This window comes from Leucobacter sp. 1207-22 (genome assembly GCF_052850455.1).
In genome coordinates, this window is sequence record NZ_VXCR01000001.1 from 636,673 (window position 1) to 655,260 (window position 18,588).

15 protein-coding genes are annotated in these 18,588 nt (G+C 56.5%); 7 read left to right on the plus strand and 8 right to left on the minus strand.

The genetic code is table 11. The features are described 5' to 3' along the window. Positions 1–73: 73 nt before the first annotated feature. The gene (locus FW756_RS02840; protein WP_446428661.1) at positions 74–1,798 is read right to left on the minus strand and encodes a cell wall-binding repeat-containing protein; all 1,725 of its coding nucleotides are present in this window, start codon (positions 1,796–1,798) and stop codon (positions 74–76) included. Further along, positions 1,795–3,426: an LGFP repeat-containing protein gene (locus FW756_RS02845; RefSeq protein ID WP_446428662.1), complete on the minus strand. Its 1,632-nt coding sequence runs from the start codon at positions 3,424–3,426 to the stop codon at positions 1,795–1,797. The genes FW756_RS02840 and FW756_RS02845 overlap by 4 nt, the downstream gene beginning before the upstream one ends. 128 nt (positions 3,427–3,554) lie before the next feature. Here FW756_RS02845 and FW756_RS02850 point away from each other — a divergent pair, with 128 nt between their 5' ends. The 7 genes from FW756_RS02850 to FW756_RS02880 all read left to right on the plus strand — a co-directional run bounded on the left by FW756_RS02850 (position 3,555) and on the right by FW756_RS02880 (position 10,474). Continuing rightward, positions 3,555–4,253 carry a glycosyltransferase family 2 protein gene (locus FW756_RS02850; protein ID WP_446428663.1) on the plus strand — a complete coding sequence of 233 codons (699 nt, stop codon included), beginning with the start codon at positions 3,555–3,557 and terminating at the stop codon, positions 4,251–4,253. Between the two features lie 9 nt (positions 4,254–4,262). After that, complete coding sequence (locus FW756_RS02855) at positions 4,263–4,643, plus strand: DUF2304 family protein (RefSeq protein ID WP_446428664.1); 381 nt, start codon at positions 4,263–4,265, stop codon at positions 4,641–4,643. Then, the gene (locus tag FW756_RS02860; protein ID WP_446428665.1) at positions 4,643–6,643 is read left to right on the plus strand and encodes a DUF6541 family protein; all 2,001 of its coding nucleotides are present in this window, start codon (positions 4,643–4,645) and stop codon (positions 6,641–6,643) included. Before FW756_RS02855 ends, FW756_RS02860 begins: the two co-directional genes overlap by 1 nt. An 84-nt stretch (positions 6,644–6,727) precedes the next feature. Further along, a complete protein-coding gene (locus FW756_RS02865) occupies positions 6,728–7,729 on the plus strand; it encodes a Gfo/Idh/MocA family oxidoreductase (protein WP_446428666.1) in 1,002 nt (333 codons plus the stop codon). Beyond that, a complete protein-coding gene (locus FW756_RS02870; protein WP_446428667.1) occupies positions 7,726–8,451 on the plus strand; it encodes a DapH/DapD/GlmU-related protein in 726 nt (241 codons plus the stop codon). The genes FW756_RS02865 and FW756_RS02870 overlap by 4 nt, the downstream gene beginning before the upstream one ends. A 57-nt stretch (positions 8,452–8,508) precedes the next feature. Further along, the gene (locus FW756_RS02875) at positions 8,509–9,375 is read left to right on the plus strand and encodes an ABC transporter permease (RefSeq protein ID WP_446428668.1); all 867 of its coding nucleotides are present in this window, start codon (positions 8,509–8,511) and stop codon (positions 9,373–9,375) included. Positions 9,376–9,418: 43 nt separating this feature from the next. Next, positions 9,419–10,474, plus strand: a complete 1,056-nt coding sequence (locus tag FW756_RS02880) for an ATP-binding cassette domain-containing protein (protein ID WP_446428669.1) — start codon at positions 9,419–9,421, stop codon at positions 10,472–10,474. A 93-nt stretch (positions 10,475–10,567) separates the two neighbouring features. Here FW756_RS02880 and FW756_RS02885 read toward each other — a convergent pair whose 3' ends face one another. From FW756_RS02885 to galE, 6 genes are all read right to left on the minus strand, one after another. Then, complete coding sequence (locus FW756_RS02885; RefSeq protein ID WP_446428740.1) at positions 10,568–11,116, minus strand: glycosyltransferase; 549 nt, start codon at positions 11,114–11,116, stop codon at positions 10,568–10,570. Between the two features lie 450 nt (positions 11,117–11,566). Continuing rightward, the gene (locus FW756_RS02890) at positions 11,567–13,999 is read right to left on the minus strand and encodes a bifunctional glycosyltransferase/CDP-glycerol:glycerophosphate glycerophosphotransferase (protein WP_446428670.1); all 2,433 of its coding nucleotides are present in this window, start codon (positions 13,997–13,999) and stop codon (positions 11,567–11,569) included. Positions 14,000–14,023: 24 nt separating this feature from the next. Further along, complete coding sequence (locus FW756_RS02895) at positions 14,024–14,887, minus strand: glycosyltransferase (protein WP_446428671.1); 864 nt, start codon at positions 14,885–14,887, stop codon at positions 14,024–14,026. A gap of 9 nt (positions 14,888–14,896) precedes the next feature. After that, positions 14,897–15,916, minus strand: coding sequence for a glycosyltransferase (locus FW756_RS02900; protein WP_446428672.1), 1,020 nt, complete (start codon positions 15,914–15,916; stop codon positions 14,897–14,899). 195 nt (positions 15,917–16,111) lie between these two features. Continuing rightward, positions 16,112–17,491, minus strand: a complete 1,380-nt coding sequence (locus tag FW756_RS02905; protein ID WP_446428673.1) for an LCP family glycopolymer transferase — start codon at positions 17,489–17,491, stop codon at positions 16,112–16,114. After that, entirely contained in the window at positions 17,488–18,501 is a 1,014-nt protein-coding gene (gene galE, locus FW756_RS02910) for a UDP-glucose 4-epimerase GalE (protein WP_446428674.1), read from the minus strand. The genes FW756_RS02905 and galE overlap by 4 nt, the downstream gene beginning before the upstream one ends. Between the last annotated feature and the right edge of the window lie 87 nt (positions 18,502–18,588).

Sequence of the window (18,588 nt, forward strand, 5' to 3'; positions counted from 1 at the left end):
CTTGAAGTGAATTTGGGACTGGCCATACCTCAGTCAACCCAAAGAACAGATTACCTGCAAAACAACCTGACTGTCATTTCAGCTTGACGCCCATATAAATAGTTCCGGTTGCTTTGCTGCCCGACACGGCATATCCAATGTTGTATACCGTCCGCATACCGCCAGACGGCTTCACCAGCCAGGACCCTACGTTTTTGTCACCAGTGGCGAGTGCAACCAGGCGCGAAGCTTTGTCACCGCTTGCACTGGTTTGCACGACCGTTTGGTACTGAGTCCATGGCTGCTCTTTACGCAAGGAATTGTTCAACTGCGCACTGGTATTTACTCTTCCGCGTGACCATGTCAGCGCTGGACTGTCAGCATCGGGGCCATAGAGGCGGCCAGGCGATACACCCGCGAAGTATCGAGCTTCATTCACGCGGGTGTACATCTTTTGCGCACCGGTCCATTCCGCAGTTGAACTTCCAACAGGCTGGGTCATGCACTCATTCCCGAGCAGGACTTCTTGTGTGAGTACGCCAGCACCGCCGAGCAAGCGTGTCTTTCCGTTTCCGACTCGATCATTCGCATCGTAGATAGAGGGTGGCACGCAAGTCGGCGTCACAAGCATCAACGGCGCACCCTGAGCTCCTGCTGCGGCCGCTCCGGTCAACGCGTCTGCATAGTTAACTCCCGAAGCCCAGTACGTGTCGAACGAGCCTGAATACACTCCGTTCACAATTTTCGCAGAGGTTTCGTAGCGATCTGCTCCGCCGTACCGCACTGAGGTGCGGCCCCCGATGGAAACTTGTTGCAACATCGTGGTACTCACTGAAGCTGTCCCGCCGGCGACGTGCAGGTCCTTGACCCCCAAGTCAGAGAGCACTTGCGCTGTAAATGCTGGTACCTGAGTCGATGTGCCAGGTACGAGGATCACCGGAACGCCGAGTTTTCCTGCCGCTGCACTTGCTGACATCGCATCTGCGTACGCAGTACCTGTTGCAATGAACGAAGCATTCGACGTCTTCCACCCAGCTCGTGCAATCGCTGCCGAAGTTTCATACCGTGTGCTACCAAAAACTCGCTGCACACTTGAGACGCTGCCCCCTAGTTCACGCTCAATTTTGGCGCTCACTACGGCTTCACCACCAACGATGATCACCTGTGAAGGACGCAGTCGCTTGATTTCCGCGCTCACGCTCGTGGGCAGGGTATTTGGGTCAGTAAGCAGCAGAGGAGCTTGAATTTTTGCACCGAACGCTGCTGCGCTCAGTGCGTCAGGATAGTCGAGGCCGTTTGCAAGCAACACAGTGCTCGCACCGTTGGGATACGCGTACTTTGAGATCGAGACTGCAGTCGCGTACCGATCATCTCCCGAGAGTCTCTGATTCGTACCTTCTGTCCACGTCCCGCCCGCCATCGGCATGACTTTTTGGACTGAAGGTGGGATCACTGCGCGCAGCTCTGCTTGCGCTTTGGGAGGCACTGTGGATTCTTCCAGCGGTGCCTCAATGCTCGGCTCAGCCGGAGCAACACCGTCAGCATCAGCTGAAGCTTCCTCGTCTGGAACGACAGGATCCGCTGTCGTGTCACCATCGCCTTGCGCGTTGGCGGAGGCGGTGTCGCCGCCACTCTCACCGGGCTGCTCAGGCTGTGAAGCACCATCACTTGTGCCGGTACTCTGGCCGCTCTCTGGGGCCTGATGCCCCGGCTCCTGCGAGACCACAGCTGGGCTTGCGATCGCGATACTCGGCACCCCGGCGGTGAGCATGAGCACCAACGCCCCTGAGAGCAATAGATTGCATACTCGAGTTTTCATGCTGCGCCTCCCTTGACGCTCTCGCCGCTTCCAGGCTTCACGGGTTTTGTTTCGGCGTCGCTCGGCAGATGTGAGAACACGGTTCCATTCGCTTTTGTCCACGTCGCAACTCCTGCTGCGAAATCCGCTTGACACTGTGTTCCATCGGTTCGACACACCTGACGTCCTCGCGGCCAACCCCAGGCGCCCTTCGGGCCACCCGCTTCGGAGAATGCGGCCGAGATCTGACCGGAAACCAGGCCAACAACACCCTGCTTGTTGGAGTTGTAGAGCGTTCCGCTCTTGAACGTCTGCGACGTCCCTTCACTCGAAATCGAGGTAGCACTGGCCCGTGGGTATCCCAAGGTGCCTGTATAGCCGCCAGTGGCTTCCCATGCAGGGCGGGTTCCCTCTGGGACGAGGAAGACACCGACAGACTTGGTCTCAACAACGGCGCCACCCTGGAACCGCACAACGCTATTCCCAGAGCCTTGACTCACCGCAGGCGACAGGGGCCAGCCCCATGAACCTTCGATGCCTCCAGCTGCACCAAATGCGGAAATAATCGGGCTGTTCTTTGTGAACCCGACCGGTGCGCCATTATTGGCGCGATACATGAAACCACCGGTGAAATACTGCAGTTTTCCGCCGCCACCGCTGGCGACGTTCTTCGCCTCGCCTGTCGGCTCCCCCAGCCAGGACTTATTTGCGTTCCAATAGGTACGCATATCTCCCGTGATCGGGAATACTGGTGCGCCTAGGGGGTCGCCGAACCAAGACTTATAGAAATTGTAGAAGTTTCGGTTGCCGTATGTCGAGCAGACATTTCCTTCTCCCCAACCCGCATTCAGTGCTGCCTGGTTCGGACGGTACGGAGTGTAGATGTAGAGCGCCGAAGTCGCCTGATTCTCGATCTTCACCTGTGAGGTACCGCAGCTACTGTTGGGATGCCACTGAATCGTGTGTGTCTTGTACGGCTGGTATCCAAACGAATCGGGGTTCAACCGGTAGACCTGCAACTGGCGCGTTCCGCGCAGAACCTGCTGATAGAAGCCTGCGCCAGACGCATCACAGTTTGCGGAATTACCAGGCCCACTGTCAGGGCAGTCCATGCCCATTGCGTAATCGTATTGACGGGTCACAGGCCAACTGTCGCTGACCAAGCTCTGCTCCTTTTCGAGCATGATCAGGATCACTCGCTGACTGATGCCACAGGCTTGGCCAACCTTTGCGATGATCTGCGCTGCGGTCTCGTTCTTCACCCCGGTATAAGCCTTGCAGTACTTATCTGCAGGCCGACTTTGGGTCGTCATCTTGAAGTCTTTGAGGCAGGATGTCGCAATACGATTTCCCGTTCCGTTCGGAGACAGATCACCTGGCCTATAGCCTGGATCCCCAATGATGCATCGTGTCACCTTCTGATTCAAAAACGTCTGCACAGCCGCGGCGCTCATTGCTGAACCGTCGTAAAAAAGGTCGTCCGCAATGATTTTGCCCGGGTTGAAACCGTCCGTGATGTTGGCGGCCTGTGCCGAGGTACTGCCAACAAGCGGGCTCGCGGCAATTGCCACCGCCACAATTGCGGTGAGCACACCGCGCCAGCGCTGCCGCTGACTTGCGGTTTTGCGGGAAACCGAGCGGTGTGGCATTTCGACCAACCTTCTACCTGAAGTTGAGACTCGTACTGACATACGATATCCACTCTTCTGCGGCCCTTCAAGCAGCGAAGCCCCTCAGATCACAGGCAAAAATCTGCTTATCTGCCAGAATAGGACGTATGCCCACTGCAGAAACTCGCGCCCGCGCATCCCTTGAAGCGGACACATGGGTCGTTATACCCCTGTACAACGAGGCTCAGGTCATCGGAGATGTCGTTCGAGATCTCACCCCAGCCTTCTCAAACGTTGTCTGCATTGACGACGGATCACATGACGGGGGCGCAAGTAATGCGCGCGCGGCTGGAGCGCGGATCGTAACTCACCCAATCAATCTTGGACAGGGTGCGGCATTACAAACAGGTTTCGAATACGCGCTTGAACGCGGCGCCAAGTATGTGGTTACGTTTGACGCTGATGGCCAGCATCGTGTTGTTGATGCGAAGGCAATGTTGCAGCGCGCCCGTGACGAAGAGCTCGCAATCGTGTTTGGCTCGCGATTCCTCGACGACCGGACCAAGCCCGGTTTCTTGAAGAAGATTGTCTTGAAAACCGCTGTGGCTGTTACCAACTTCACAACACGTACTCGACTCACGGATGCACACAATGGGCTTCGGGTCATTCGTGCTGATGCACTTCGTCGCATCAAACTGCGCCAGGACCGAATGGCACACGGCACTGAGATCGTCGTACAACTGGGCAGAACTGGACTTCCTTATGTCGAGCAGCCCGTCGAAGTCATCTACACTGACTACTCTCGCGCCAAGGGACAGTCTCTCCTGAACTCAGTCAACATTCTCATTGACCTCATCATTCGGTAACGGGGCAACATGTTTTTCTTTCAATTCTTGCTCATCGCCGGAGTCATCGGGGCTGCTGCTTATGCCGTCAAGATTCTGCCAGGCGAGCGCTCTCTCGCGCTAAAGCGCATCTTCGCATTACTCTTCGTCCTTGCAGCAGTGCTTGCGATCATTTTCCCCGGGATGCTCACCTCTGTAGCCCATTTCTTTGGGATTGGAAGAGGCGCTGACCTCCTTCTATACGTATTTATCATCATGGTGCTTGTATTTGCTGTCGCGACGATCAGGGCGAAGGCCCGTTCTGACGCTCGCGTCACAGAATTGGCCCGAGCTGTAGCGCTCATGGACGCTCGCCTCACCGAAAATATGAATATTTCGAAGCCTTCAGAAACGACTGGGGATCACATCTAATGCTCGCCTGGCTCAGCATTGTCGCGCCGGTACTCACTGCGCTCGGCATCATCGCGCTCCTTGGCCTTCCTGCTGCGTTCGCCCTTCGAGCACGTGGCTTCGCCATTGCAATCATCACAATTCCGGCTGCTTTCGCAGTAATGGGGATCACTTCCCTCGCCGCTCCTGCCCTCGGTGTCTTTTGGTCGATCGTCCCGCTCGTCGTTGTTTCTGCAGCGTTTAGCCTGGTTCTTTTGCTCCTCCGTAAGGTTTTTGTAATTCGTCATGTGTCGAGCAGGAACACGACATCTGGCCAAGGGCTCTGGATACCAGTGTGTTCCGCAGCAATTGGTGGGCTTGCAATTGCAACCGCAGTGATTCTGTCGTTCAAGACACCGGACGCGATCTCACAGACCTATGACGTAAATTTCCACCTCAATGCGGTGCGAATGATCCTCGAGGAGGGCAGCGCATCACCGTTTGATATGGACCTGTCATCCCCAGGATCAGTAGTCTCCTACCCGGCGCTCTGGCACGGATTCGTAACCCTCATCGTGCAAATTTGCGGGGCTTCTATTCCGCTGGCCACGAACGCAGCGTTGCTCAGTGTTGTTGCCGTTGTTTGGACCATCGGCATGGTGGGTCTCGGTCGCGCCTTTGCCGGGCCGAGCATTCGCGTTACTGTCATTTCAGGGATCCTTTCAGTCGCAATCCCGAGTTTCCCGCTCGCGCTCACTGGATACGGAATCCTTTACCCAAACCTGCTTTCATTTGCGCTGATCCCATACTTCCTTATCGGGTTCATGCAGTTTTTCGCTTTGGCGCAGGCCCGCCGAAGCGATGTAAACTCCCCTGGTTCCTCGCTGCTCCTCATCTTCGGATCCATAGGTGCAGTGATGCTCGCCCACCCGAATGGACTCCACAGCGTCTTGGTATGGATGATTGGGCCGAGCATCTACCTCGTTGTGCGCGCTTTCCGCCGAGTCCCAGTGATGCAGCGAGATGGAGCCTTGCGTCCCGCTTTGCTTCCTCCAACGCTACGAAAAGCATTCGCAGTTTGTGGGTTCGTCTCGCTCATCGTTCTGGTCTACTTCGCTTGGCTCATTGGACGCACGTTTACTGCTCCATGGGGCGGGGACCACAAGCCTCTTGGCGCAGCGCTCGATGCTATTGGGATGAGCCCCCATCTAGAGGGACACGCGTGGCCGCTTACGGTGCTCTTCATTGTCGGATTCATCTCAGTGATCCTGCTCAAGAAACTACGCTGGACTGTTATCACGGGCATGCTCTTCCTCGGCTTGTACATCATTTCTGACGGTTTTCCGCCTGCTGAGTGGCGAACATTCTTCTTGACTCCGTGGTACAACACCCCATGGCGGCTCTCAGCTCTCGCTTGGATGGGACTCTTCCCATTCCTCGTGATGGGAGCCAGTACCAGCTGGAGTATCTTGCGTGGTGGGATCATCCGATGGACACGCCTTTCACAGCGCCCAAAACTCTTCTACTGCGGAGCCTCAGTGCTCGCAGCTCTGTTCCTGCTCGCGTCCACCCAAGGAGCTGGTGCCCACGCGGGAATTCAATATGTCAGTTCGAAGTACGAGTCCTCTGGAGAAGCAGCGTATCTCCTCGACAACGATGAGCGCGCAATACTTGAGCGTCTGCCAGAGACGTTGCCAGCAGATGCGGTCATTATCAGTAATCCTTGGAACGGTAGCGCTCTCGCCTACGCAATCGCAGGCGTTCCTGTACTCACCCCGCATGCAAGTGGCAACTACGACCCACGAATTACTGAGCTCTCTTCAGAGCTCAAGTACGGCACCCCGCGGGCCTGCGAGTTGGTAGATGAGCTTAATGCTCACTATGTACTTGACTTCGGGACCAAATATGTATTCCAGGGAACGAAACGCGCGGTTCCGTTCTTAGGAGTGACCGACGTATCCCTCTCTGACATGTTCACCGAGCTTGATCGCGAAGGTGAGGCCGTACTGTATGAGGTCACTGGATGCGATAGCAACCAGTGACGATCTCACTTCGATAGAATTTGATAGATCTCCTCGGCCCGCTGGCCGTTGTGTATCACCCCAAAATTGGTAAGGAGCAACAACTTGAGCATTCGATATGGACTCATCGGACTTGGCATGATGGGTCGCCACCATGCGCGTGTAATCCGTGAAACCGAAGGCATCGATCTCGTTGCGGTTGCAGACGCCATGGGCGACCCACACGGTGTTTCAGGTGACACTCCCATGTTTGACTCTGTCGAAGGCCTCATCAGCGCCGGCATTGATGCAGCAATTGTGGCAGTGCCGACAAAGTTCCATGAGGAGGTCGGGCTGAAGCTTGCGTCCGCTGGAATTCACACTCTCGTTGAAAAGCCCGTCGCACACAACATTGATGCAGCCCACCGACTTGTCAATGCGTTCGAAGAGAACGGACTTGTTGCAGCCGTTGGTCATGTTGAGCGTTTTAACCCCGCCCTATTGAGCCTTCGGGAGCGCATTGCAAACGGCGATCTCGGGAAGGTCTACCAGATCCAGACTCGCAGACAGGGCCCGTTCCCCGCACGCATCGCTGACGTTGGGGTTGCTAAGGATCTTGGTAGCCACGATGTGGATCTTACGGCCTGGCTTGCGCAGTCCTCTTACGATCGTGTATCAGCTGACACTGCGCACCAAAGCGGCCGCGAACACGAAGATATGATTCTTATTTCGGGCAAGCTTTCGAACGGCATTATCGTCAATCACGTTGTGAACTGGCTTACTCCTTTTAAGGAACGTCTCACCATCGTGACTGGCGAACGTGGAGCGATGGTTGCAGATACTCTCACGGCCGATCTGACATTCTACGAAAATGGCACCATTGGTACGTCGTGGGACGCCGTCTCTGCGTTCCGAGGTGTGAGCGAAGGAACGGTTACTCGGTTCGCACTCGAAAAGAGAGAGCCACTCAAGAGCGAGCATGAAGCATTCCGTGATGCCATCCTCGGTGTCCGGCATGACGCAGTTACTTTGCGTGAGGGACTCGAAACTCTGCGAGTGATCGAGGCTTCGATTGAATCTGGCAAGTCGGGTGAAACCATTCGGCTTTCCGACGTCAGTGCGTCATGAGTAACCGCATCAGCCCAACGGCCTTTATTGGTGAAGGCGTAACAATTGGCTCAGGTGTGAGCATCGGCCCAGGGGCTGTCATTCTCGGCCCCTGCGTGATCGAAGACGACGTATGGATTGGCGCTGGAGCACAGATTGGTGCGCCTCCGGAAATGTCGAACCTTCCACAGAACACTGCATGGTCCGGTGAGTTACTGCACGCAGGTGTTCGTGTTGGCTGCGGAGCCGTGATCCGCGAGAACGTCGTCATTCATCAGGGAAGCAACCGTGAGACTACAGTCGGCGCAGGCAGCTGGATCCTGAATCGTGCCTACCTCGCGCACGATGTGCTTGTCGGGGCGCAGACAACTATCTCCGCAGGAGTATCAATTGGAGGTCACTGTATCGTCGGTGACCGGGTGAACATTGGTATGAACGCGGTCGTGCACCAGCGACGAATCATCGCGGAGGGTTCGATGATTGGCATGGGAACACCTGTGACTCGTGATGTGCCACCCTTTGCCAAGGTGTACGGAACTCCTCCACGACTTACAGGCGTAAATTTAGTTGGCGCTGAGCGCGCTGGTCATGAGGAGATGGCGATCTCCATACTCGCTGAGCGATATTCAACCGGTGACTTTTTCCTCAACGACGAAGCGCTTCCGACTGCGCTCGGATCACTCACCAAAGCGATTGAGACCTGGCGTGAATTCGAAGATATCCGTCCGGTTACCTCGCATTAACGCCAGGGTGATCACCGCCTCTTTTTCGACTGCACTTCCCACGATAGGATCATCCTTATGACTGAGAACGCGGCGATCAACGACTCCGATTTCTCAACACCCGGTGCAAGCCGAGGCCTTGTTGATGTCTTCAAACATCGATATCTTCTACAGCTATTGCTGAAGAAGGGCATTTCGACCCGCTACTACGGGTCAGCGCTTGGATGGGTCTGGTCGTACATTCGACCTCTTGCCCAGTTTTTGATGTACTACCTCGTGTTTGGCGTCATTCTCGATACGAACAAGGGTCTGCCGCTATTCCCTGTCTATCTGGTCGCTGGTATCGTCGCCGTCAATCTCTTTAGTGAAGCATTACGCAATACAACGAGTGCCATCGTTGATAACAAAGCTCTCGTGAAGAAGATTTTCATGCCACGAGAGCTATTTCCTGTTGCCGCTGTTGGTGTCGCGCTCGTACATTTCTTGCCTCAGGCGCTTGTTTTGCTGGTTGTTGCACTCTTCTTGGGCTGGACGATCAGTTTTGCAGCAGTTGGAGCGTTCTTGCTCGGCGTATTCATCATTCTGCTCTTTGCCCTGGGACTCGGCCTATTTTTTGGTGCATTGAACGTCGCATATCGAGATTCTCGAAACTTCGTTGATCTCATTTTGATGTTTGCCACATGGACCTCACCGGTGCTCTATTCATGGACGATGATCCGCGACCGTGCCCCTGACTGGCTTTACAACTTGTACATGGCGAATCCGATGACAACTGCTGTCGAGCTCTTCCATGACGCTTTCTGGCTTCCTATGGCAGGAAACACCTCAAGACCCGACCATATGCTGCTCAACATCGGCATCGGTCTGGCCATTTCTATCATCACGCTGCTAGTCGGGCAGCTGGTTTTCCGCCGATTGGAGGGCAAGTTTGCCCAGACTCTCTAACGACCAGCCGCAGGTTAAGCCTGCGATCGTCTTCAATGAGGTTATGAAGACCTTCCAAATCAACCATACGAGCTCGTTGAAAGAGACCGTAATTTCGGCACTGAAGCGGAAGAATCTCAAGACCACCTTCAACGCTGTCGATAATGTTTCATTCGAGGTACCTGAGGGTCAATCAGTTGCCTTGTTGGGACGCAACGGTTCCGGTAAGTCCACAACTCTCAAGTTGCTTTCTGGCGTCATGCGTCCAGACGCAGGCTGGATTCGCACACGTGGCCGTGTCGCTGGCCTACTTGAGGTTGGTGCTGGCTTCCATCCTGATCTCACCGGCCGCGAGAACGTTTATTTGAACGCGGCAATCCTCGGCATGTCAAAAGAAGAGACTGATGCCCGTTTCGACGAAATACTCGCATTTTCTGAGATCGGCGAGTTTATCGATGCCGAGGTCAAGCGTTACTCATCCGGCATGTACTCGCGTTTGGGATTCTCAGTAGCGGTACACACTGAGCTCGACGTTCTCCTTGTTGATGAGATTCTCTCAGTCGGCGATGCCCAGTTCCGGAAGAAATGCACTTCGAAGATGAAGGAGTTTCAGGCAAACGGAAAAACAATGTTTGTCGTGAGCCACAATGCTTCCCAGGTGAAGGAACTTTGCGAACGCGGCATTGTCTTGAATCACGGCAAGATGATGTTTGACGGCCCAATTGATGAGGCAGTTGAGTACGTTCGCGCAGAATCCCTCGATGATTTGCAGAGCCCTTACCCGATTGAGGGCGCAATCTACGACTACTACATGGAAAGCCCTGGCCAGTGGGGCGTTCCTCGTGGGCCTGCAGAACGCATCACTGAAAACGGTGGAGGCTGGGTACAGCACTTCGAACGTGGACTCATTACGAGTTCTCCGCTCGTAGGAACGGCTGGCGTGGGCACTGGACTGTTTTCGGAGGGGTATCGCCAAGCAGGCGGCCCTTCCGGTTCCTGGGGCTTTATTGTCAGCGGCCCTCGCGGCTCGTTCCAGGACGGTGGGGTGCGCAGCATGCCATTCCAGCATGGCGAGGCCCAGTTCACAGTTGCAGCGGGCATTACCTTCTTGCCGAACTAGCCTGAGTGTGAGCCTGTGCTGTAGAGGTGCGTGAAACGTGTGACACGGACCTCACAACAGCGTCCACCTACAGTTCTGCTACTGCGCTGTGAGCTACAGCGCGTAATGACACATTTTTTGGGCCCACGCGGAGACCGCAGTGCATCGTTCGATGCTGACCGGTGTCTGTAATGCACGCATCATTGCATTCGCTACTTCTTCCGAATCAAAGCTCACCGATCCGCCATTTGGCAGATCAGCAACCTTCTGCTCGAGAAGAGCACGTGCAGGTCCAACTCCTGCAAAGATCCTCGGTGCACCGCATACCGCAGCACTATAGAGCTTACTCGGAAACGCTAAATCATACCCGACTGCAGGTCGTACACTTCCTACCGTCGCGCATGCTTCTTGAAGAACAGGCTCAAGATCACCCGGCGAACGAGATGGTTCGAATAGGACGTTTTCTGCGACGCCCAATCTTTGCGAAAGCTCAATGAGTGCATCGCGTTCTGATCCCCCTCCGATGAAGCGCAATCGGGCATTCGGGAACGACTGAACAACCGTCGGCATAGCTGTGACAAACACCGATGCACCGTGCCACTCTGACGCCGTTCCTGCGTAGACAAAATCAGAACTCACCCTGCAAGATGTCCAGGGTCGCATTCCGGCAGCAAACGTTTCTGCAGCGACACCGTTTCCGATCGTTTTCACCTGCTTGCTAATACCAAGCTCCGTGAGAATAGCAATCGGAAGAACAAAGAGATGTCGAAGCTCATATACTGCACGTACCCACGAACGTATCCCGCTTTGTCGCGCAATACTGGCGCCCGCTTCACCCGATATCCCCGAGTCTCGCTCCTCACGCCAGCAAGACGTTTCGGGGGCTTCATAGTGAGTACGGTCACATCGTGCCCCGCCTCGGTCAGAGCTTCTGCCAATGCGCGCAATCGAAAGGATGCCGTACTCGATTCGGGCTCAAAAATTCTTGAGGCAATTCCTATGCGCACTACAACCACCTCAATGTCCCACCAAAGTCCTGAACGAGTAACGCCAGGTCCTCATGTTCGCCTTCATATCCAACTTCTAGGATTCCGGGGTGGAGGCAATCAGCGGTTACCGTGTTCGCGCCGTTGTCCCTGCGTCCGCTTCATTCAGAATTCCGAGTTCACGCAAAATTCGTCCGGTCGCATCACCCGTTTCCCAGAGGTGGAACTGCTGAGTGAACTCCCTAATACGCGAACCGTATGATGCCTCCCATTGCTCTGGTGATGCAGCCTCGCGCAAGGCAATGACAAGTTCTTCGGTGTTGCGAGTAAACGCGCCCGGCACGATATCTGCAAGCCGGAAGTACATGCCGCGGCTTGATTCGTACAGTTCCGCATCTGGGGCAAAAGCGATGAGTGGCTTATCAAGGTGAGGGAAATTGAAGAGAATCGACGAGTAGTCAGTGACCAGTACATCTGCTGCACGCATAAGCTGGTTGATATCAGCTGGAATTTCTTGCTTGAGCAACGGAATGTCGAGCTTGTCTGCACTGAAGTAGACGGGTACGCGCGGTTTCTCCTCGCGCAACTCGCCAAAGAGCTTCACAAACGGCTTACCACTTGGGGAAAGGGCACGATCGGTTAGCTCGCGGAAGTAGAGCGCATCAAGTCGAGTATGCGTAAATGGATGAGTCTTAATCACGACCTGGTATTCATCGCCAATTTCTGCCTTGAGACGTGCAAAGTCAATTGCATAGGGGAAGGCCGTACCGCCCCGATAGCGATACGTCGGAGCATAGACCAGCAGCTTCCGAGATGGGTCAATGTCGTACTTCGCTTTGATTGCAGCAATCTCATCACTGGTGACTGAATCAAACAATCCATCATTTTGCGGCAGTCCCGTTGGCAACAGCTTCGGTGAGACCGCATGCGAGTCTGCGAAGATCTTTCCAACCATCGGACTTGGCGCCACCAGGTAGTCATAGCGCTTACTCTTCGCGAGAAACTTCGGCATCTCCTCCGCGCTGATCGCGGCTTCAGAATCCACGCCCATCTTTTTCAGCGGAGTGCCATGGGTTGTCTGAATTTCGATCTGGCCTGGTCGTTTCTCAACAAAACGGTCCACGTTGAAACCAATTGAAAAGTTCACATCGTTGAAGAGATGCTTAGCTCTCCAAAGATAATAGAAGTATCGGAATGAGTTGTTCTTGACCACGCTCACCCTGGGATTGGGTCCGATCAGCTCCCGTACCGAGCTCTGAATCTCGCGCTTGTTTCGCTTCGTACTCAGCACCGTAATTTTCATGTCAGGGCGTTCTTGGGCGATACGCACCGCAAGTGCTGCGGGCCCGTCGGAAAGCGAGAACTTGTTCCCCCAATAGTTCGCTATGAACACACGACGTTGGTCGATCGGTAGGAGCAAGACGATGGGACGAAAAACGAGATAGATGCAGACATTGCGGACGCGGCGAAGCCACTTGTGCCGCAGCTCAGCACGGCGGATCTGCACTGCTTTCCGTCGCGCATCAGCTTCACCCTTCCGCACGTCGTCTGGAGTGGCATCGATTCGCAGATTCACAAGCTGCGGAGCATCTTCCAAAGTCCTCGTGAGTTCTCGGTCATGCCCACCACGGGAAAGATGTACCCAAGTACGAAGTGGTTCAGGAACACGTTGGATCACCGTCTCATGAATCGGCCGAATCAGCTCGCGTGAGCGCGTGAGAATTTCCAACTGGGTCGCATCATCGTAACGGTAGAACTCTTGGTACAACCAACGAAGGTTGTAGTCGAGAACCGCAAAGTCGAATTCATCAATGAGTGCATCGTCAGCTCCACTCGAGAGGAAGAATTCACGCAGTCCCGCAAGGACTTCTAGTCGGTCAAGCGCCTTCGCCGGGCGAAGAGTTTGGGTAATACTTCCGTCAGTGATTCGCCAGAAAACCACAGGCTTGTTGTAGACGTCAAACCGTTCGGCGGCCATGAAGAGCCGCGGCATTACAGCGACATCTTCATAGATCATTCCCTCGGGGAACTGGATCTCCGAACGGTCCAAGAAGCTCTTACGAAAGACTTTATTCCAGACCATAAAGTCACGAACAAACTGTGGTTCCTCAGTGAACCGAAGCCCTATTGCAGGCTCGTCAAACAAGTCAGCGTTTCTCGTAAAAATCCACGCCTGTTTTTGCCAATCAGTGAAACGGTAGACCGGACTCGTAATGAAGTCAGACCCTGACGCAGAAAGCGCATCGATGAGCTTGCGATAGGAACCGCGCGCAACGATGTCATCAGCATCAAGAAACGCGAAATACTCCCCTGAGGCGAGTTCTAGCGCGAGATTTCGGTTGTAGGCAATTCCGTGTGACACCTGGTCGTGCACCCGAATCGAGGGGTGGGCTGCTGCCCAACGCTGAGCGGTGATGAGCGTGCTATCTGTAGACCCATCATTAATGACAATGACTTCGAGGTCGTCCTCTGGGATACCTTGGTCAAGTACCGATGCCAGGCAGTCATCAAGATAACGCTCTGCGTTGTGCGCCGGGATAGCAACCGTCAACAACTTCATCCCTCGATCCTACCGCGAGAGGTTTTAGTTATCTGAGGCCTTATCCCCCGGCAGCCCGCTCCCGACAAAGCGTCGGAAGAGCACGCGCTTCACCGAAGCTGGCATCAGGCGGTACGCGCCCTTCACGACGACGTTGCGCGCGTACTCACCACGCCCGATAAAGCCCATGCGCAACAGTTCGCGCTGGAGCGCCCACTCCGTGCGGGCTTCGGTCCAACCGCCTCGGCGAGCAAAGGCACCAGCTCCGACGCGATACCGCACCAGGGGCTCTGCAATGTTCTCGCAGCGTGCACCGTTCTGGAGCAGGCGCACGCCAAGCCAGTAGTCTTCCATCTTGCCGAACGTCTGGTAATCGCCGACCGCCGCAAGCGCCTCGCGCCGGTACATCATCGTGGGATGGTTGAACGGGTTGTGGGTCTTCGCGTGGGCGCGGATCCGCTCCTCCCCCACCGGTGGCACGCGCACCGCCGCGACAACGTCGGGGTCGTTTTCAAACTCGCTCATGCCGGTACCGACAAGGTCGTACCCCTGGGACATTACCTGCCACTGGCGCGTAAACCGCTCTGGTTCTGACACGTCGTCAGCATCCATACGCGCAACAATCGGGTGCGCACACGCAGCGAGTCCGGCATTCAGTCCTGCAGTAAGCCCCTGGTTCGTTTCCAGGCGGACAATACGCACAGGGATGACGCTGTCACGCTCGATCCGCACCAACTCACCAGCGAGCTCTGCACCGACCGGTCCGTCTTGCACGATGACGGCTTCCGCTGGGCGAAGCGTTTGATCATCGACTGAACTCGCGTACGCGAGCCGCAAGAACTCCGCGTTATCTCCGGCGTACACCGGAAGGAGGAGCGAGAACGGCGCGGTAGGGGTGTCTGAAGTCACCCCTCAAGCTTAACGATCTGCGGGCTTGAACAGTCCGAGGCGAGACAGTCCGCGTCGACGTTCGACCTTTGAGAGTCGGTCAACTTCGATCTGCACGTCAACGGGAACGCCAACGTCGCGCAGCACGAGACGCGTCGCGCGAGGGTTCGTGCCCCAGCCGTCCTTCCAGCCGCGCTTGAGGCAGTCGCGCAACTGGGCGCGTTCCTCCGAGGCTTTGAAGGTGCGATACCAGCGGCGTACGGTTGCCGCCGTGTACATGAGGTTCTCCCACGGAGTGAGCGCACGACTGCAGCGGAACACCCAAAGCTTGTTGCGCACCTCAAAGAAGAAACGGGGGCCGGGGTCTTGGTCGCTTGATCCACGCTTCACGGTCTTGTGCGTCACGACCGAGTCGGGAACGTACAGGCCGCGTGCGTCACGCAACAGGCGTGCCGAGAATTCGAAGTCGTCGTTCCAGAGGAAGTAGTCCGCGATCGGGAGCCCGAGTTCACGCACGCGCTCCGCGCGCAAGAACGCAGAGACGAATGAGATCGAGCGGATCTCCATGCCACCAGCCGATGCTGCCCGCTGCCGCTCGTTGCGATCAGCACCGATCTTTGCTTTCGGTGTGTTCATGGGATGGTCGTTGCCATCGGTCCACACCACACGCGAACCCATGACCGCAAGATTGTCAGGACCGGTCGCCCGGTACTTTTCATGCGCGCGAAGCGCGCCAGAGAGCGCCTGCGGACCGGGCACGGTGTCATCGTCCATGACCCAGACCCAGTCAACCTCGGCGTCCAAGACGGCCGCGGCGATACCTACAGCGAATCCACCGGCACCACCAGTGTTTGCGTCAAGACGGATGAGCCGGGCGCGCTCGCCCCAGCTCTCGAGCATCGCCTCAGCGACCTCGGGTGAACCATCGTCGGATGCGTTGTCTACAACGATGAGTCGATCGACGGGGCGTTCCTGTGCGGCTAGACCTTCGAGGGCCTCACGCAGCAGATCGCGGCGATTGTAGGCGACCAGCACGGCTGCTACCTTCACGTGCGCGTCCTTCCTGTCTGTTCTCGTGGGCGAACGATCCGCACACGGTCCCACAGCTCTCAGCGGCGCGGGCAAACCAACCCAGCATACGCCATACAGACAATTTCATGCTGAAGATTGCGCAGAAAAGCAAAACCGGGCAGGAAATGCACGATGTCATTTACTGCCCGGTAACTGCCTGAGACGCGCCGAGTTTTACTCTTCTTTGACAGGTGTCGCCGCGGCGACGCCCTGCCTGACGAGATCGTGCACCACGTCGAAGTCGGGGTCGTCCGGGTCGACCGCCGGCGGGGTGAGCTCGACATTGACCGGGGTGTGGCCGCTTGCCTTCGCAGCGAGATCGACGAACGGGCCGAGCATCGAGTCAGGAATGTCCGTCTCGACGAGCTCGGTGCCTGCCGCGGCAATCTCCTGGAAACGGGTCAACACATTCTGTGGCTTCATTTGCGCAAGAATTGCGGCCTGCAGCTTGCGCTGACGGTCCATACGATCCCAGTCACCGCGCTCTGAGCCATAACGTGAACGCGCGTACCACTGAGCTTCGTAACCGCTGAGCTTGCGCTCACCAGCTTCCACCCAGCCGGTAATACCGTTGCCATCTGCGTCGCCACCGATCGGCAGATCTTCCTCAACGTTGATGGTCACGCCTCCGAGCGCGTCAATCATGTGCTCGAACGCGTCCATGTTGAGGAGGACGTAGAACTGTGGCTTCAGACCGGTCACACCTTCAACAGCGTCTCGCGTGGCCTCGATGCCCGGCGTGGAGCCGTTCGCTTCAGCGTCCGGGTACGGCGATTCGTCATAGAAGAACTCTGCCTCCGCGTACACGCCGTTGATCTTGCAATCACCGACGTCACATCCCCAATCAACACCAAAGCCGTTCGGGAAGTCCTGGTACATCGGCGATGTCTCTGGGAACGGCACGTTGTACATATCGCGCGGAATACCCACAATCACCGACTGGCCCGTCTCTGCATCAACGCTGACAAGCGAGATGCTGTCTGGGCGTAGACCTTCGCGATCCGCGCCCGCATCGGTACCGAGCAAGAGAATGTTGTAGCGCCCATCGATCGGGTCTACAGGGGGCGCGGATCGGAACAGGCTAGAGATCGCCTCGCGGCCCGCGCTGATGGTGCTCGCCGCCCAAGCCGCACCGACCGAGGGCACCACGGTGAGGATGACCGACAGGAGGACGATGGGAATGCGCCAGCTGCGCTTGACCTTCACGAGCTTCACCATGCGGAGCGTGTCGAAACCGATGATGAGCCACATGATCGCCACGAAGACGACAACGATCTGCAGACCGAGCAGGAAGAAGCTGTTCGTAAACACCGAAAGCGTCGCAACACGAGCATTCAGCGCACCAACGATCGCACCAATAGCCGCAAGCCACATAACGATCGTGACGGTGATGCCGAAGCGTCCAAGCTTTTTGTTGCCCGCGAGCATCTGCGCGCTACCTGGAAGGAGGAATCCGATGATGATGAGCCACAGTGCCCGTTTGGTCATGACCGGGGTCGATGACGTATCGGGATACCGCAGGGGCCGTTCGAGGTCTACCTGAGTTCCGCTCATGCGGTGTAGCCCTGGGGGTTCGCCGACTGCCATGCCCAGGAGTCGCGGCAGGCATCTGCGAGCGTGCGTGTGGTCTGCCACTCAAGCTCAACGTTTGCTTTGGTGGGGTTTGCGACAGTCTCTGCGACGTCGCCGCCGCGTGCTGGAGCGATGACGTAGGGAATCTCACGACCTGCGGCTTCGCCGAACGCGCGAACGACTTCCAGCACGCTCGAACCTGTTCCCGATCCAAGGTTGTAAGTTGTCACGCCAGCGGCAATGCGTTCGAGTGCGGCCACGTGGCCCTCAGCGAGGTCCATCACGTGAATGTAGTCGCGTACACCGGTGCCATCGGGAGTGTTGTAGGTGTCGCCGAACACGCTGAGGTGCTCGCGCTTTCCCACAGCAACCTGCGCGATGAACGGCATGAGGTTGTTCGGGATGCCCGAGGGGTCCTCGCCGATCCGACCGGACGGGTGTGCTCCGACCGGGTTGAAGTATCGCAAGAGCACGGCACCGAGCTCGGGCCAGGCAACCTGTGCGTCACGAATGATCTGCTCGTTCATGAACTTCGACCAGCCGTACGGATTCGTCAGGCCGACGCCAACGGGGTGCGCCTCGTCCTGGGGCACATACTCCGGGTCGCCGTACACGGTTGCCGATGAGCTAAAGACCAACTTGTCAACGCCGCGTTCGCGCATGAGGTCGAGCAGCACGAGCGTGGAATCGATGTTGACGCGGTAGTACCGAGTTGGCTGCGCGACCGACTCGCCGACAGCCTTGAGCCCGGCAAAATGCACCACGGAGTCAAACGCCACGTCTGCGAGCGCTGCCGTCGCGACCTCTCGATCCGCCAGATCCGCCTCGATGACTGGGATGGTCTTACCGGTCAACTCCTCGACACGGCGCACAGCCTCACGGCTGCTATTTGAGAAATCATCGAGAACGACAACCTCATGGCCACGCTCGAGCAACACCAGGGCAGTGTGCGAGCCAATGTAGCCCGCTCCACCGGTCAATAACACACGCATGTTCCCCAGCGTACTTCGCTCACCCTGGTTTCCAGGTGCGGATCACTCAAAAAATCCGGTGAACTCTCGCACTCGCTGTGGGAAAAC

Bases quoted from the DNA above. Each gene is read 5' to 3' on its own strand.
- FW756_RS02840 (WP_446428661.1), bottom strand. From the start codon at position 1,798: ATGAAAACTCGAGTATGCAATCTATTGCTCTCAGGGGCGTTGGTGCTC.
- FW756_RS02845 (WP_446428662.1), bottom strand. From the start codon at position 3,426: ATGCCACACCGCTCGGTTTCCCGCAAAACCGCAAGTCAGCGGCAGCGC.
- FW756_RS02850 (WP_446428663.1), top strand. From the start codon at position 3,555: ATGCCCACTGCAGAAACTCGCGCCCGCGCATCCCTTGAAGCGGACACA.
- FW756_RS02855 (WP_446428664.1), top strand. From the start codon at position 4,263: ATGTTTTTCTTTCAATTCTTGCTCATCGCCGGAGTCATCGGGGCTGCT.
- FW756_RS02860 (WP_446428665.1), top strand. From the start codon at position 4,643: ATGCTCGCCTGGCTCAGCATTGTCGCGCCGGTACTCACTGCGCTCGGC.
- FW756_RS02870 (WP_446428667.1), top strand. From the start codon at position 7,726: ATGAGTAACCGCATCAGCCCAACGGCCTTTATTGGTGAAGGCGTAACA.
- FW756_RS02875 (WP_446428668.1), top strand. From the start codon at position 8,509: ATGACTGAGAACGCGGCGATCAACGACTCCGATTTCTCAACACCCGGT.
- FW756_RS02880 (WP_446428669.1), top strand. From the start codon at position 9,419: ATGAAGACCTTCCAAATCAACCATACGAGCTCGTTGAAAGAGACCGTA.
- FW756_RS02885 (WP_446428740.1), bottom strand. From the start codon at position 11,116: ATGCGACCCTGGACATCTTGCAGGGTGAGTTCTGATTTTGTCTACGCA.
- FW756_RS02890 (WP_446428670.1), bottom strand. From the start codon at position 13,999: ATGAAGTTGTTGACGGTTGCTATCCCGGCGCACAACGCAGAGCGTTAT.
- FW756_RS02905 (WP_446428673.1), bottom strand. From the start codon at position 17,491: ATGAGCGGAACTCAGGTAGACCTCGAACGGCCCCTGCGGTATCCCGAT.
- galE (WP_446428674.1), bottom strand. From the start codon at position 18,501: ATGCGTGTGTTATTGACCGGTGGAGCGGGCTACATTGGCTCGCACACT.